General features: G+C 71.7%; 13 protein-coding genes. 11 read left to right on the forward strand and 2 right to left on the reverse strand.

The window, feature by feature from the left end; all coding sequences use genetic code 11:
* The first annotated feature begins 322 nt into the window (after positions 1 to 322).
* Positions 323 to 1,960 (forward strand): ribosomal protection-like ABC-F family protein, encoded by a 1,638-nt coding sequence (abc-f, locus tag ACX27O_RS20820; protein ID WP_358136383.1) that lies wholly within the window; start codon positions 323 to 325, stop codon positions 1,958 to 1,960.
* Between the two features lie 85 nt (positions 1,961 to 2,045).
* Here the strand turns inward: abc-f and dnaE are convergent, their stop codons facing one another.
* Positions 2,046 to 5,576 carry a DNA polymerase III subunit alpha gene (dnaE, locus tag ACX27O_RS20825; RefSeq protein ID WP_458939932.1) on the reverse strand — a complete coding sequence of 1,177 codons (3,531 nt, stop codon included), beginning with the start codon at positions 5,574 to 5,576 and terminating at the stop codon, positions 2,046 to 2,048.
* A gap of 145 nt (positions 5,577 to 5,721) precedes the next feature.
* Here dnaE and ACX27O_RS20830 point away from each other — a divergent pair, with 145 nt between their 5' ends.
* The 3 genes from ACX27O_RS20830 to ACX27O_RS20840 all read left to right on the forward strand — a co-directional run bounded on the left by ACX27O_RS20830 (position 5,722) and on the right by ACX27O_RS20840 (position 7,540).
* Positions 5,722 to 6,342 (forward strand): L-threonylcarbamoyladenylate synthase, encoded by a 621-nt coding sequence (locus ACX27O_RS20830; RefSeq protein ID WP_030336914.1) that lies wholly within the window; start codon positions 5,722 to 5,724, stop codon positions 6,340 to 6,342.
* Positions 6,343 to 6,458: 116 nt separating this feature from the next.
* Positions 6,459 to 6,998, forward strand: a complete 540-nt coding sequence (locus ACX27O_RS20835) for an RNA polymerase sigma factor (protein WP_030336913.1) — start codon at positions 6,459 to 6,461, stop codon at positions 6,996 to 6,998.
* Entirely contained in the window at positions 6,995 to 7,540 is a 546-nt protein-coding gene (locus tag ACX27O_RS20840) for a hypothetical protein (protein WP_030336911.1), read from the forward strand. The genes ACX27O_RS20835 and ACX27O_RS20840 overlap by 4 nt, the downstream gene beginning before the upstream one ends.
* Positions 7,541 to 7,554: 14 nt before the next feature.
* Here ACX27O_RS20840 and ACX27O_RS20845 read toward each other — a convergent pair whose 3' ends face one another.
* Positions 7,555 to 8,976, reverse strand: a complete 1,422-nt coding sequence (locus ACX27O_RS20845) for a serine/threonine-protein kinase (protein ID WP_458939933.1) — start codon at positions 8,974 to 8,976, stop codon at positions 7,555 to 7,557.
* 133 nt (positions 8,977 to 9,109) lie between these two features.
* Here ACX27O_RS20845 and ACX27O_RS20850 point away from each other — a divergent pair, with 133 nt between their 5' ends.
* From ACX27O_RS20850 to ACX27O_RS20880, 7 genes are all read left to right on the forward strand, one after another.
* Entirely contained in the window at positions 9,110 to 9,709 is a 600-nt protein-coding gene (locus ACX27O_RS20850) for a hypothetical protein (protein WP_030336907.1), read from the forward strand.
* Positions 9,710 to 9,840: 131 nt separating this feature from the next.
* The gene (locus tag ACX27O_RS20855; protein WP_030336904.1) at positions 9,841 to 10,182 is read left to right on the forward strand and encodes a PadR family transcriptional regulator; all 342 of its coding nucleotides are present in this window, start codon (positions 9,841 to 9,843) and stop codon (positions 10,180 to 10,182) included.
* Positions 10,179 to 11,126, forward strand: coding sequence for a permease prefix domain 1-containing protein (locus tag ACX27O_RS20860; RefSeq protein WP_210866838.1), 948 nt, complete (start codon positions 10,179 to 10,181; stop codon positions 11,124 to 11,126). The genes ACX27O_RS20855 and ACX27O_RS20860 overlap by 4 nt, the downstream gene beginning before the upstream one ends.
* Before the next feature lie 114 nt (positions 11,127 to 11,240).
* Positions 11,241 to 12,566 carry a sensor histidine kinase gene (locus tag ACX27O_RS20865; RefSeq protein ID WP_030336900.1) on the forward strand — a complete coding sequence of 442 codons (1,326 nt, stop codon included), beginning with the start codon at positions 11,241 to 11,243 and terminating at the stop codon, positions 12,564 to 12,566.
* Entirely contained in the window at positions 12,563 to 13,279 is a 717-nt protein-coding gene (locus ACX27O_RS20870) for a response regulator (protein WP_030336898.1), read from the forward strand. The genes ACX27O_RS20865 and ACX27O_RS20870 overlap by 4 nt, the downstream gene beginning before the upstream one ends.
* An 81-nt stretch (positions 13,280 to 13,360) precedes the next feature.
* Positions 13,361 to 14,254, forward strand: a complete 894-nt coding sequence (locus ACX27O_RS20875; RefSeq protein WP_030336897.1) for an ABC transporter ATP-binding protein — start codon at positions 13,361 to 13,363, stop codon at positions 14,252 to 14,254.
* Complete coding sequence (locus ACX27O_RS20880) at positions 14,251 to 15,312, forward strand: ABC transporter permease (RefSeq protein WP_030336895.1); 1,062 nt, start codon at positions 14,251 to 14,253, stop codon at positions 15,310 to 15,312. The genes ACX27O_RS20875 and ACX27O_RS20880 overlap by 4 nt, the downstream gene beginning before the upstream one ends.
* The last annotated feature ends 13 nt before the right edge of the window (positions 15,313 to 15,325 follow it).

Here is a 15,325-nt window from a genome sequence, read left to right on the forward strand (position 1 = left end):
TGCCTCCGGCGGGCGCGAAGCAGCAACATCCCCGATGTTGCGCGGATCTTGGCGAGGCGCGCCGCCACCGGGCTTGGCGGCCCGGGAACCCGGTGGCGCGCGGAAGATCCGTTGTTAGACTCGACGGAGTTAGGTTGGCGATACGACCAGGGAGACCAGACATGGCGGGTGACGACGACATCTCCGGGTGAGACCGGATGTGTTCGGCCATCGGTTCGGCGCGCGTAAGCCGCAGCCGCGGTGGCCATGACGTCGTTCCACCGTTCCCGTTCGTCGTCGGGCGGCTTACGCACGCCCAGCCCACCCTCTGAGGTCACTCGCCATGTCTGATGCCTTCATCGTCTGCTCGAATCTGTCCTTCTCGTGGCCGGACGACACCCCGGTCTTCTCGGACCTGTCCTTCACGGTGCCGGGCGGTCGCACCGGCCTGGTCGCGCCCAACGGCGCCGGCAAGAGCACCCTGCTGCGGCTGATCGCCGGGGAGCTGCGGCCCAGCGGTGGCAGCGTCACCGTCGACGGCCTGCTCGGCTACCTCCCGCAGACGCTGCCCCTGGCCGGTGACCTGAGCGTGGCGCAGGTGCTGGGCGTGGCCGAGCGGGTCGCGGCGTTGCACGCCATCGAGGCCGGCGACGCGAGCGAGGAACACTTCGCCACCATCGGCGACGACTGGGACATCGAGGAGCGCACCCGCTCGGAGTTGGACCGGCTCGGCCTGGGTGAACTGTCGCTCGACCGGCGGCTGCACACCCTCAGCGGCGGTCAGGTGGTCTCCCTCGGCCTGGCGGCGCAACTGCTGCGCCGCCCGAACGTGCTGCTGCTCGACGAGCCGACGAACAACCTGGACCTGGACGCCCGGCACAAGCTCTACGACGTGCTCACCGGCTGGTCCGGATGCCTGCTGCTGGTCAGCCACGACCGGGAACTGCTGGACCGGATGGACCGCATCGCCGAGCTGGACCGGGGCGAGATCCGCTGGTACGGGGGCAACTTCACCGCGTACACCGAGGCGGTGCAGGCGGCGCGGGAGGTCGCCGAGAGCAACCTGCGCAACGCCGAGCAGGAGGTCAAGCGGGAGAAGCGGGAGATGCAGCAGGCCCGGGAGCGCGCCGACCGGCGGGCCAGCAACGCCGCCAAGAACCTGAAGAACGCCGGTCTGGCCCGGATCGTGGCCGGCGGTCTCAAGCGCAGCGCGCAGGAGTCGGCGGGCAGGGCGCAGGAGACGCACGCCGGCCGGCTCGGGCAGGCCAAGGCCCGACTCGACGAGGCGGGGCGGGCGGTACGCGACGAGGACCGGATCACGGTCGACCTGCCGGACACCAGCGTCCCGGGCGGGCGCACTGTCTTCTCCGGCCAGGGGATGCGGGCCCGCTTCGACGACCGGGACCTGTTCGGCGGCGACGGCGCGGACCTGGTGATCCGGGGGCCGGAACGGATCGCGCTCACCGGGGCGAACGGCGTCGGCAAGTCCACCCTGCTGCGCCTGGTCACCGGCGACCTGGAACCGGCCGGCGGCGACATCCGGCGGGCCGACGGGCGGATCGCGTACCTGTCGCAGCGGCTGGACCTGCTGGACCTCGACCGTACGGTGGCGGAGAACTTCGCCGCGTACGCGCCGAGCCTGCCGGACGCCAGGCGGATGAACCTGCTCGCCCGGTTCCTGTTCCGGGGCGCCCGGGTCAACCTGCCCGTCGGGGTGCTCTCCGGTGGCGAGCGGCTACGCGCCACCCTCGCCTGTGTGCTCTGCGCCGAACCGGCACCGCAACTGCTGCTGCTCGACGAGCCGACGAACAACCTGGACCTGGTCAGCGTCGGTCAGTTGGAGAGCGCGCTCGCCGCGTACCAGGGGGCGTTCGTGGTGGTCAGCCACGACGAACGGTTCCTCGCGGAGATCGGCGTGCAGCGCTGGTTGCGGCTGGCCGACGGCCAACTGCGGGAGATCAGCGCCCCCGACCGGGGCTGAGCCCGGCGGTGTCCCCGGCCCGGTCGGACGAACGCCCGGCCGGGCCGAGGCCCCGGTCAGCTCACGCCGGCGGGCCGAGGCCCGGTCAGCTCACGTTGGCCGGGCCGAGGACGCTCTTCAGGTCACCCATCAGGGCGGTCGTCGGCGCCACCCGGAACGGCCCCAGCCGCAGGGTGGTGGTACGCCCGCCGTTCTGCAGCTTGACGTGCACCTCGGTGTCACCCGGGTGCAGCACCAGGGTTTCCTTGAGTTTCTCCACCAGCGGTGGTGTGCACCGGTGCACCGGGATGGTGAGGGTGACCGGCTTGTTGGTGGCGCTGGTGCTGACGTCCGGCATGGACATGTCCATCGCCATGATCCGTGGGGTGTCGTCGCGGCGGTCCACCCGACCCTTGACCACCACGATGGCGTCCTCGGCGATGTACTGCCCGATCACCTCGTAGGTGTTGGGGAAGAACAGCGTCTCCACCCCGCCGGCCAGGTCCTCCAGGGTGGCCGACGCCCAGGCCCGGCCCTGCTTGGTGACCCGGCGCTGCACCCCGGAGAGAATGCCGGCGAGGGTGACGACCGCCCCGTCGGGCACCGCCCCCTCCTCGGCCAGCGAGGCGATGGTGGTGTCGGCCGCCGCGTTGAGAATGTGCTCCAGGCCGAACAGCGGGTGGTCGGAGACGTACAGGCCGAGCATCTCCCGTTCGAAGGCCAGCTTGTCGCGCTTGTCCCACTCGCTGTCGCCGATGGTCGGCATCACAGTGGTGCTGCCGGTGTCGGCGTCACCGAAGCCGGCGCCGAACAGGTCGTACTGGCCGACGGCCTCCTTGCGCTTGACGTCGGCGTACGCGTCGATCGCGTCGGCGTGCACCGCGAGCAGGCCCTTGCGGGGGTGGTCCATCGAGTCGAACGCGCCCGCCTTGATCAGCGATTCGATGGTCTTCTTGTTGCAGACCACCGCGTCCACCTTGGACAGGAAGTCGTAGAAGTCGGTGTAGTCGCCCTTCTCCTCCCGGCAGCGCATGATCGAGGCGACCACGTTCGCGCCGACGTTGCGCACCGCGGCCAGACCGAAGCGGATGTCCTTGCCGACCGGCGTGAACGGCCCGGCCGAGGTGTTCACGTCCGGTGGCAGCACCTGGATGCGCATCCGGCGACACTCGGCCAGATAGAGCGCCATCTTGTCCTTGTCGTCGCCGACGCTGGTCAGCAGCCCGGCCATGTACTCGGCCGGGTAGTGCGCCTTCAGGTACGCGGTCCAGTAGGAGACCAGGCCGTACGCGGCGGAGTGCGCCTTGTTGAACGCGTAGCCGGCGAACGGCACCAGGACGTCCCAGACGGCCTGGATCGCCTCGTCGGAGTAGCCGCGCTCGCGGCAGCCGTCCCGGAACGGGATGAACTCCTTGTCGAGGATCTCCTTCTTCTTCTTACCCATCGCCCGGCGCAGCAGGTCCGCCTGACCGAGGCTGTAACCGGCGAGGATCTGCGCGGCCCGCTGCACCTGCTCCTGGTAGACGATCAGGCCGTGGGTGGGCGCCAGGATCTCCCGCAGCGGCTCCTCCAGCTCCGGGTGGATCGGGGTGATCTCCTGCAGGCCGTTCTTGCGCAGCGCGTAGTTGGTGTGCGAGTCGACACCCATCGGGCCGGGCCGGTACAGGGCCAGGACGGCGGAGATGTCCTCGAAGTTGTCCGGTTTCATCAACCGCAGCAGCGACCGCATCGGCCCACCGTCGAGCTGGAACACGCCGAGGGTGTCACCGCGGGCCAGCAGCTCGTACGCGGCCTTGTCGTCCAGCGGCAGGGCCAGCAGGTCGAGCTTGAGACCGTGGTTCAGCTCGATGTTCTTGACCGCGTCGTCGATGATCGTCAGGTTGCGCAGGCCGAGGAAGTCCATCTTCAGCAGCCCGAGCGACTCGCAGGTCGGGTAGTCGAACTGCGTGATGATCGCCCCGTCGGCGTCGCGGCGCATCAACGGGATGTGCTCGATGATCGGCTCGGCGGACATGATGACGCCGGCGGCGTGCACACCGGTCTGCCGGATCAGCCCCTCGATGCCCTTGGCGGTGTCGATCACCTTGCGGACGTCCGGGTCGGAGTCGTACAGGCCGCGGATCTCGCCCGCCTCGGCGTAGCGGGGGTGCTTGTTGTCGAAGATGCCGGTGAGCGGGATGTCCTTGCCCATCACCGCCGGCGGCATGGCCTTGGTGATCCGGTCGCCGACCGCGTACGGGAAGCCGAGGACCCGGGCCGAGTCCTTGATCGCGGCCTTCGCCTTGATCGTGCCGAAGGTCGCGATCTGGGCGACCTTGTCCTCGCCCCACTTGTCGGTGACGTACTTGATCACCTCACCGCGCCGGCGCTCGTCGAAGTCGATGTCGACATCCGGCATCGAGACCCGCTCGGGGTTCAGGAACCGCTCGAAGATCAGGCCGTGCTGGATCGGGTCCAGGTCGGTGATGCCCAGTGCGTACGCCACGAGCGAGCCGGCGGCCGAACCACGGCCCGGACCCACCGCGATGCCCTGGTTCTTCGCCCACTGGATGAAGTCGGCGACCACGAGGAAGTAGGACGGGAAGCCCATCTGGTTGATGACGCCCAGCTCGTACTCCGCCTGGACGACGTGCCCCTCCGGGATGCCGTTCGGGTAGCGGCGGCCCAGGCCGGCGAAGGTCTCCTTGCGGAACCAGGACTCCTCGGTCTCACCCTCGGGCACCGGGAAGCGCGGCATCAGGTTGTGGAACTCGAACATGCCCTTCGGGTCGACCTTCTCGGCGACCAGCAGGGTGTTGCGGCAGCCCTCCTGCCACAGCTCGGACGAGTCCACGGCGCGCATCTGGTCGGCACTCTTGATGAAGTAGCCGCCGCCCTCGAACCGGAACCGGTTGGGGTCGTCGATGTTGCTGCCGGTCTGCACGCAGAGCAGCACGTCGTGGGCGGTGGCCTGGGCCTCGTGGGTGTAGTGCGAGTCGTTGGTGACCACCGGCGGGATGTCCAGCTTGCGGGCGATCTCGGTGAGCCCCTCGCGGACCCGGCTCTCGATGGAGAGGCCGTGATCCATGATCTCCAGGAAGTAGTTCTCCTTGCCGAAGATGTCCTGGTAGCTGGCGGCGACCTTGAGCGCCTCGTCGAACTGACCCAGCCGCAGCCGGGTCTGCACCGCGCCGGACGGGCAGCCGGTGGTGGCCATGATCCCCTCGGCGTGCTCGGCGATCAGCTCCATGTCCATCCGGGGCCACTTGACGTAGTGCCCCTCCATGGAGGCGCGCGAGTTGAGGGTGAAGAGGTTCTTCAGGCCCTGCGCGTTCTTCGCCCACATCGTCTTGTGGGTGATCGCGCCGTTACCGGAGATGTCGTCGCTCTTCTGCTCCGGGCGACCCCACTTGACCCGCGCCTTGTGGTAGCGCGACTCCGGCGCCACGTACGCCTCGACGCCCAGGATCGGGGTGATCCCGGCGGCCATCGCCTGGTTGTAGAAGTCGTTCGCGCCGTGCATGTTGCCGTGGTCGGTGATCGCCACAGCGGGCATGCCCAGCCGCTTGGCCTCGGCGAACAGGTCCTTCAGTCGGGCCGCTCCGTCGAGCATCGAGTACTCGGTGTGCACGTGCAGATGCGCGAACGAATCAGCCATGCGTGGCGCCCCCCGGCGGTGTGGATCTTGTTGGTCGGAGCCGACCGGGACCTACCCTACCGAGGTGATCTCGGCGGCTCCACCGTCCGCGCCGAGGGTGGCCCTCGTCTCCTGATCGTCCCCGGATGGGCCTAGGCTCTCCAGGATGGCGAGGTACTACGACGTGCACCCGGAGAACCCGCAGCCCCGGGTCATCGGCCAGGTCGCCGACCTGATCCGCGGCGGTGGGCTGGTGGCCTACCCGACCGACTCCTGCTACGCGCTCGGCATCCAGCTGGGCAACCAGGACGGACTCGACCGCATCCGGCAGATCCGGCACCTCGACGACCGGCACCACTTCACCCTGGTCTGCCACGACTTCGCGCAGCTCGGCCAGTTCGTGCAGATCAGCAACTCGGTCTTCCGGCTGGTGAAGGCGTCCACCCCGGGCAGCTACACGTTCATCCTGCCGGCCACCCGCGAGGTGCCCCGCCGGATGCTGCACCCGAAGAAGCGAACCGTCGGCGTGCGGGTGCCAAGGCACGTCGTCACCCAGGCGCTGCTGGCCGAGCTGGCCGAGCCGCTGGTGTCCAGCACGCTGGTCCTGCCCGGCGACGAGGAGCCGATGACGCAGGGCTGGGAGATCAAGGAACGGCTCGACCACCAGCTCGACGCGGTGCTCGACGCCGGCGACTGCGGCATGGAGCCGACGACGGTGATCGACCTGTCCGGGCCCGAGCCGGAGATTCTGCGCCGGGGCGCCGGGGACGTGTCCCGCTTCGAGTAGGGCGCCGGTTCGCGTCGGGTGCCGGTTCGCGTCGGGTGCCGGACGGTACGGGGCCACTACGGCGGCGGCGGTCGTACGCTCCGGGGATCGGCACCGGCGAGCATTGGACACCCGGCATGCCCGACGCGGACGACATCGACGCGCTGGCCCGGTCCGCCGCGCACGGCGACCCGGCCGCGCTGAACGCCCTGCTGGTCGCGGTGCGCCCGGAGGTGCTGCGGCTGTGCGCCCGGTTCCTGCCCAACCGGGAGGACGCCGAGGAAGCCTGCCAGGACGCCCTGCTGGCGCTGGCCGGCAGCATCACCCGGTTCGAGGGGCGCTCCTCGTTCCGCACCTGGCTGCACCGGCTGACCGCCAACCGGGCCCGCTCCACGTACCGCACGCTGCGCCGCCGCTGCCGACTGGAGGCCGGCGGCGTGCCGCTGCCCGACCAGGCCGACCCCCGGCGGACCAGCGTGATCGCGGGCACCCGCCTCGACCTGCTCGACGCCTTCGACGCGGTCCACCCCGACCTCGCCGAGGTGGTCGCCCTGCGCGACGTCCTGGGGCTGAGCTACCCGGAGATCGCCGCCCTGCTCGACGTGCCGGTGGGCACCGTGAAGTCCCGGTTGCACCTGGCCCGGCGGCAGGTCCGCCAACGACTCGACGCCGAATGAACCCGCGATCGCTGCGCCGGCTCGTCGTGATCCTCACGGCCACGGTGGGGGTCGCCGCCTGCGGCACCGACGCCGTCTCGCCGCTGCCCGTCCAACCGCCCGCCCCGACCCGCTCGACGCCGACCCCCTCCCCGATCCCGGCGAGCACGGCGATCCCCGCGCCCACCGGGTCGCCGTCGCGACCGCCGCCGACCAGCACGCGCCCGGCCGCCGCACCGCCAACCCCCAGCAGGACCATGGGTACGCCCCGAACGACTCCCCCGCCGACCGACACGACGCCGGCCTGTCTGGGCGCGGTCCGCTACGACCTGCCGCTCGCCGAGACCGAGATCGAGCTGCTGAAGTCGCTCTGCTTCGCCACCGGCGCGGTGCTGCGGATCCAGGGCATCGGGCCGGGCCTCGTCACCGTGGACCGCCCGGAGTTGGTCTCCCAGCAGTACGAGGCGGGCGTGGTGGACATCCGCTTCGTCCGCCCCGGCACCGTCGCCGTGACGATCCCCAAAAACGACCGGGAGCACACCGTCACAGTGGTGGTCCGCTAGGGCGCGTTCGGCACCTACCGCAGGCGTACCCCGGCGAGCAGGGTGTCCACGAAGGTGGGTCCGCTCTGCGCTGGCGGGGTGAGCTGCACGTACACCAGGGCGGCCCGGCCGGGGTGCAGGGCGGCCGACTCGATGATCTGCGGCCGGTCCCGGTCGCAGCGGTACGCCACCACGATCCACTCGATGCCCGCCTGCCGGGTGGTCCGGGCCGGTGCCGGCGTGCAGTCGCCGTGCGTCCGCTCGGCCAGGAAACCGGCCGGCGTGGTGCGTGCCGCCGTGCTGGCGGAGAGGCCCACGAACGCGCCGGGCAGGCGAGGGTCGACGGCCCACCGGCGCGGTTGCGGCGACATCACCAGGGCTGGTTCGGGTTCGCCGTCGGCACCGTACTGACCGGCCCAGGTGGCACCCGTGGCGGACCAGCCGGGCGGCAACGCCACGGTCAGCGGCCCGGCCGTGTACGTGCCGCCGACCGGCCGAGCCGACCCGGCGCCACCCGACTCGGCGCCCACCGCGCCCACCGCGACGACGGCCACCATCGTGGCCCCGGCCAGCCGCAACCGGCGGCGGGCCCCCGGTCGCGGTGGCGGCTGCCGCGGTACGGGACCGGTCGCGATGGTCAACCGCGCCGGGTCGCTCGCACGGGTCAACGCGGCGTGCAGGGTGGCGGCGTCGGGGTAGCGGTCGGTCGGGCGGTGGGCGGTGGCCTGGGCGAGCACTGCCGCGACCGCCGCGGGCACGTCGTGCCGCAGTCGGAGCCCCGGGGTGCGCCGGTGCGGATCGGGGCTGGTCGGGTTCGCTCCGGTCGGGTCGGCGGCCAGCAGCCGGATGCCGAGGCGGCCGAGCCCGTACACGTCGGCGCGGGTGTCGACCACCGCGCCCGGATCGTCCTGTTCGGGGGCCATGTATCCCGGGGTGCCGGCCCGGGCGGTCAGCCCGGAGGCGGCGGCGAGCGCCTTGGCGAGACCGAGGTCGGCGATCAGCACCTGTTCCGCGCCGTCGGGGCCGGCGCAGCGGAACAGGATGTTGCCGGGGGTGAGATCGCGGTGCACGACGCCGTGCCGGTGCAGCACGGCGACCCCGGCGCAGACCTCGCCGAGCAGCCGCAACGCCGCCGGCACGGGGATCTCGCCGGCGGCCAGCCGGTCCCGCAGGCTGCCCCCGTCCGCCCAGGCCAGGACCGCGTACGGCCGACCGTCGGGCAGTTCACCCAGGGCGTGCACCCGGATCAGCCGCTCGTGCTCCAACCGGCGCAGCAACCGGGCCTCGTCGAGGAAGCGTTCCCGGACGCGTAGGTCGTGGCTCCAGTTCTCGGCCAGCACCTTGATCGCCACGTGCGCGTCGAGCGCCCGGTCGTAACCCAGCCAGACCGTCGCGAACGAACCGACGCCGAGCAGTCGCTCGATGGCGTAGGGCCCGATCCGCAGTGGAGCCGTCACCGTCTCACCCCCGGCCAGCGCGGTCGGTCGGCGTTTCTCTGCACAGTAGACCGGGCGGTTCGCGATCTCGACGAACCGTTGGCCCGGGCGCGGTGACTAACAGGGCAGGAGACCCCGCACCGAAGGAGCCGTCATGAACCGTCCCGCGATCCTCCTCACCACCGCCGCGTTGGCGCTCGGCACGCTCGTCCCGGCGACGGTCGCCGGTCCGGCGACCGCCGCGCCCCCGGTCGGCGGCACCGCGCCCGCGTCGGCGCGCGGTCCGCTCGCCGCCGCCGTCGGACACAGCCACCCGCAGGTGCTCAGCGTGCGTGGCGCCGGTGTGTACCGCATCGGCGCCAGCCTGGCGGCGCTCACCGCGAACGGGCACATCGACTGGACCGCGTCGGGCTGCGGCCCGGTGGTGCACGCCGGAGCCACCGGTTCCTGGGCGGGTGTGCTCCTGCTGGCCTTCCGCGACGGGCGCCTGGTGGAGGTGGGTACGGCCACCAACCCGCCGCGATCTCCCGCCGGCGCCGGTGTCGGCATGTCGTTCGCCGAGTTGGAGGCGATCTACGGCCGACGGGGGTCGCTGATCCGCAACGACGCGGGGGACGCCGAGGCGTACCTGGTGCGGGTCGGGTCGCGGGTGGAGTTGTTCACCGGGCACCCGATCCGGCCGGGGGTGGGCTACTTCCAGGTCGGCCCGGCCAGCTTCGTCGAGCGGAACTTCCGGCAGGGCGGATCCTGCTGATTCGACCCACCCGCGGGGCGTCCGGTGTCGACCGGGCGCCCCGCGTCGCCGCTCGGCCCGATTCGGAGGTTGGGCGGACACGATGATGTCGGGCTAGACATTAGTGTGTGGCACACAGTATGGTGTGACACATGGTTAGCGAGGATGTTCTACGGACGCACCTGCAGGAGTTGCGTCGAGGCACCGTCGTGGTGGCCAGCCTGGTCGCGCTCCGCCGGCCGGACTACGGCTACGCACTGCTGCAACGGCTCACCGACCACGGCTTCCCGGTCGACGCCAACACGCTCTACCCGCTGCTGCGCCGCCTGGAGGACCAGGGGCTGCTGACCAGCGAGTGGAACACCGCGGAGAGCCGGCCGCGCAAGTTCTACCGGACCAGCGACGAGGGCGAGTCGATGCTGAGCCGGCTGCTCGACGACCTCGCCGCCGTGCAGACCTCCATCACCGGGCTGATCCAAGGAGTGGACCGATGAACACCCTGACCGACCGCTACCTCGCCGCCACCCTGCGCTCGGTGCCCGCCCAGCGCCGCGACGAGATCGCCAGCGAGCTGCGGGCCTCCATCGAGGACATGATCGAGGGTCGGACCGACGGCGGGCAGGACGCCACCACCGCCGAGCGGGAGGTGCTCACCGAGCTGGGCAACCCGGACGTGCTGGCCGCCCGGTACGCCGACCGTCGACTCCAGCTCATCGGCCCGACCTACTACCTGGTCTGGCTGCGGCTGCTGAAACTGCTGCTCAGCTTCATCCCGGCGCTCGTCGGCACGATCGTCACCATCGTCGAGGCGGCCGAGGGGAAAGGTTTCGGGGCCATCGGTCCGGGCCTCGTCGTCGCCCTGCAGGTGGCGGTGCAGATCGCCTTCTGGCTCACCCTGACCTTCGCCATCATCGAGCGCTCCCAAACGCCGGTGAACCTGCCGGACTGGACGGTCGACCAGCTGCCCGACGCCCCGGTGCACCGGGGCATCCCGCTCGCCGACACCATCGCCTCGGTGGTCATGCTGGTGGCGACCATCGCGTACCTGCCCATCCAGCACTTCCAGTCCTGGGTGCGCGGCACCGACGGCGAGAACATCGCGATCCTCGACCCGGCTCTCTGGTCGTTCTGGCTGCCGGCGCTGATCGTCGTGCTGGTCGCCAGCGTGATCTTCGAGATCGTCAAGTACCGGATCGGACGCTGGACCTGGCCTCTTTTCGGCACCAAGGTGCTGCTCAACCTGGCGTTCTCCGTGCCGCTGGTGTGGTTGGCGCTCTCCGACCGGCTGCTCAACCCGGCCCTGGGCGAGCGGCTGAGCTGGCTGGCGGACGCCGACAACCGAAACCTCCTCGGCGCGGCGATCGCGGTGGGAACGGCAGTGGTGGTGGTCTGGGACCTGATCGACACCGCGATCAAGACCCGACGCCAGACGGCGTGAGCGACACCCTCAGACGGCGGCCCGGCGCGTACCCCGCGCCGGGCCGCCCGCCCGTTGGCCGGCAGTGACCCGCCCGCCGACCCCGCCCGGGCGGGCACGTGGCATCGTTCTCGGATGACCGCCGCACCGCAGGGGGAATGGCACCGCCCCGGTCCAACGGCCGAGCAGCGCCGCAACGACCTGTGGCTCGGGTTGGGGATGACCGGGCTGGCCCTGGTGAGCCTCACCCTGGCCCGCAGCACTGGGGCGTTCCTGCTGGGCCCGCCGCCGTCCGGGCCGGAGCAACTGTTCTGGACCGTCGCGGTGACCCTGCCGCTGATCTGGCGACGACGGTGGCCGGCCGCCACCCTGCTGGTCGTCGCGGTGATGTTCATCGCCGCGCAGGCACGATCGGCACCCGAGACGCAGTTCTCCCCCTGGGCCCTGTTCTGCGCCATCTACACCGTCGGCGCCTGGGGGCAGGACCGCCAGCTGTCGCGCCGACTGCGAGTCGGGGTGATCGCCACGATGTTCGCCTGGCTCGGGGTCTACTACGCGGTGATGATCGACCACATTCCGGCGGATGCCTTCGCCGGTGCGGTCGGACCGGTGCCGCCGGTGCTCGCCGCGATGGTCACCGGCGTCCTGCTCAACGTGCTGGTGTTCGGTTTCGCGTACTTCTTCGGCGAGACCGCGTGGGTGGCCGCGCGGCGCGAACACGAACTGCGCACCCAGGCCGAGGACCTGCGCCGGTCGCAGGCCGAGGCCCGGGAGCGGGCGGTGCTCGGCGAACGGGTCCGGATCGCGCGGGAGCTGCACGACGTGGTGGCCCATCACGTGTCGGTGATGGGCGTGCAGGCATCCGCCTGCCGCCGGGTCTTCGACCGCGACCCGGGCAAGGCCCGCACGGCACTGACCGCCATCGAGCAGAGCGCCCGCACCGCCGTCGACGAGCTGCGTCGGATGCTCGGCGTGCTGCGGACCACCGCCGGGACCGACGCCGCGCCGCCGACGGCCGGCGGCCTGGAGCGGATCGACGAACTCGTCGAGCGGGCGCGCGCCGCCGGGCTGACGACCACCCTCGGGGTGTACGGCGACGCTGTCACGTTGCCCGCGTCCGTCTCGCAGGCGGCCTACCGGGTGACGCAGGAGGCGGTGACCAACACCCTGAAGCACGCCGGAGCGAACCTGTTGGACGTGCGGGTCCGCTACCTGGCCCGCGAGGTGGAGGTCGACGTGACCGACGACGGACGGGGCGGCGGCCGGGCCGACAGCGTCGGGTTGGGACTGATCGGGATGCGCGAACGGGTCGGCGCCCACGACGGCGACCTGGAGGCCGGGCCGCGGGCCGGCGGCGGTTGGCGGGTACGCGCCCGCTTCCCCCTGGCGGCCCCGATCAGCCCGCAGCCGAGGCCGAGCGACAGGCAGCAGGCGGCAGCCGGCGCGGGGCCGTCGGCATGAGCGCGGCGGCACACCACACACCGGACACCGGCCCGACGGTCCGGGTCCTGCTCGCCGACGACCAGCACCTGGTCCGTACCGGCTTCCGGGTCATCCTGGAGGTGGAGGACGACATCGAGGTGGTCGGTGAGGCCGCCGACGGCGAACGGGCCGTCGCGATGGCCCGGGCCACCCGCCCGGACGTCGTACTCATGGATGTGGAGATGCCCGGGATGGACGGCCTGGAGGCCACCCGGCAGATCACCGCCGACGGGCCCGGTGGGCCGGCCGTGCTGATCCTCACGACCTTCGACCGCGACGACTATCTCTTCGCCGCGCTGCGGGCCGGGGCCAGCGGCTTCCTGCTCAAGAACGGCACGCCGGAGGAGCTGGTCGAGGCGATCCGGGTGCTGGCCAGGGGCGACGGTCTGCTCGCTCCGGAGATCACCCGCCGGGTGATCTCCACCTTCGCCCGACCCGGCGACCCGACAGGCACCGCCCACCGGGGCCCGGACGCCGAGGCCGCGTTGGCCGAGCTGACCCCGCGCGAGCGGGAGGTGCTGATGCTGCTCGCCGCCGGGTCGAGCAACGCCGAGATCGCCACGACCATCCACCTGGGCGAGGCGACGGTGAAGACGCACGTGAGTCGGGTGCTGGCCAAACTCGGCCTGCGTGACCGGGTGCAGGCAGTGGTCTTCGCGTACGAGAACGGGGTGGTCCGCCCCGGCGGGTGACCGGCGTCCACCGCCCGGCGGACCCGCCCGCTCCGCCGCCGGGCGGACGGCGCAACGGCGTACTCGATCTAGCATCAGCGCGTGACCAGAACGCTTCGCCTCGACGGCGTCGACCGCAGCTTCGGCGACCGGCAGGTGCTCAACAACGTGTCCTTCGAGGTGGCTGCCGGGCGGATGACCGGCTTCGTGGGCGCCAACGGCGCCGGCAAGACCACCACCATGCGGATCATCCTGGGGGTGCTCTCCGCCGACGCGGGCGAGGTCAGTTGGGGTGGCACGGCGCTGACCCGGCAGGACCGCCGACGCTTCGGGTACATGCCGGAGGAGCGCGGCCTCTACCCGAAGATGACCACCCGGGAGCAGGTCGCCTACCTGGGCCGGCTGCACGGCCTGGACGCCGCCGCGGCACGCCGTGCCACCGACGCCCTGCTGGAGCGGGTCGGGCTCGGTGAACGCGGAAACGACCTGCTGGAGACGCTGTCGCTGGGCAACCAGCAACGCGCGCAGATCGCCGCCGCGCTGGTGCACGACCCCGAGGTGCTGGTGCTCGACGAGCCGTTCTCCGGGCTCGACCCGCTGGCCGTCGACACCGTCGTCGCCGTGCTGCGGGAACGGGCGTCGGCCGGCGCGCCCGTGCTCTTCTCCAGTCACCAGCTCGACGTCGTGGAGCGCCTCTGCGACGACCTGGTGATCATCGGGGACGGGGTGATCCGGGCCGCCGGCAGCCGGCAGCAGCTGCGCGACTCGTACACGGTGCCCCGCTACGAGCTGGTGGTCGCCGCCGACGCCGGTTGGGTACGCGACCACCCCGGGGTGACAGTGGTCGAGCTGGACGGCCCCCGGGTGGTCTTCGACCTGCCGGCCGGCGCCGACGAGCAGCCCGTCCTCCAGGCGGCTCTGGCCCGCGGCCCGGTCCGCGCCTTCCGCCCGGTCAGCCCCTCGCTCACCGAGATCTTCCGAGAGGTCACCCAGTGAACGTCACCCAGGCCACCCGGCTGGTCGCCGAACGCGAGATCCGCGTCAAGCTCCGCGACCGCACCTTCCTGTTCGGCACCCTCTTCTTCCTGCTGATCGCGGCGGCCGGCACCATCCTGCCGCCGTTGCTCGCCGGCGGGCCGTCCACCGTCGCGGCGACCGAGAGCGTGGCCGCGCCGCTGCGCGCCGCCGGGCTGGAGGTCCAGGTCGTCCCCGACGACCGGGCCGCCGAGCGGGCCGTCCGCGACGGCGACGTGGACGCAGCGGTGGTCGGCGGACCCGCCGTCGTGGCCATGGACGAGGCCCCCGACGACGTGGTGCGGGCCCTGAGCAGCCAGCCGACCGTACGCCTGCTCGACCCGGACGCGGTCAACCCCGTGGTGGCGTTCCTGGTGCCGTTCGTCTTCGCGTTCGTCTTCTTCATCACCTCGCAGACCTTCGGCCTGCAGATCGCGCAGAGCGTCACCGAGGAGAAGCAGACCCGGATCGTGGAGATCCTGGTGGCCGCCGTGCCGGTCCGGGCCCTGCTGGCCGGCAAGGTGGTGGCCGGCGCGATCCTGGCGTTCGCGCAGATCGCCTTGATCGCGGTGGTGGCGGTGATCGGGCTGCAGATGGGTGACAGCGGGGGCCTGCTCACCCTGCTCGCCCCGGCGATCGGCTGGTTCGTGCCGTTCTTCCTGCTCGGCTTCGTGCTGCTCGCCGCGATGTGGGCGGCGGCCGGCGCGCTGGCCAACCGGCAGGAGGACATCGCCGCCGTGTCGACACCGGTGCAGTTCGCCGTGATGCTGCCGTTCTTCGCGGTGATCTTCCTGAACGACAACGACACCGCGATGCGGGTGCTGTCCTACCTGCCGTTCTCGTCGCCCACGGCCATGCCGCTGCGACTGTTCACCGGTGACGCGGCCGGTTGGGAACCGATCGTCTCGCTGGTCATCCTGCTGCTCGCCGCCGGCGCGTTCGTGGTCGCCGGGGCCCGGGTGTACGAGGGGTCGCTGCTGCGCACCAACGGCCGAACCTCCCTGCGTACCGCCTGGCGGGAACGGGAGACCATCGGCTGAGCAGTACGGTTCG

The sequence above is a fragment of the Micromonospora sp. SD19 genome (genome assembly GCF_054462275.1).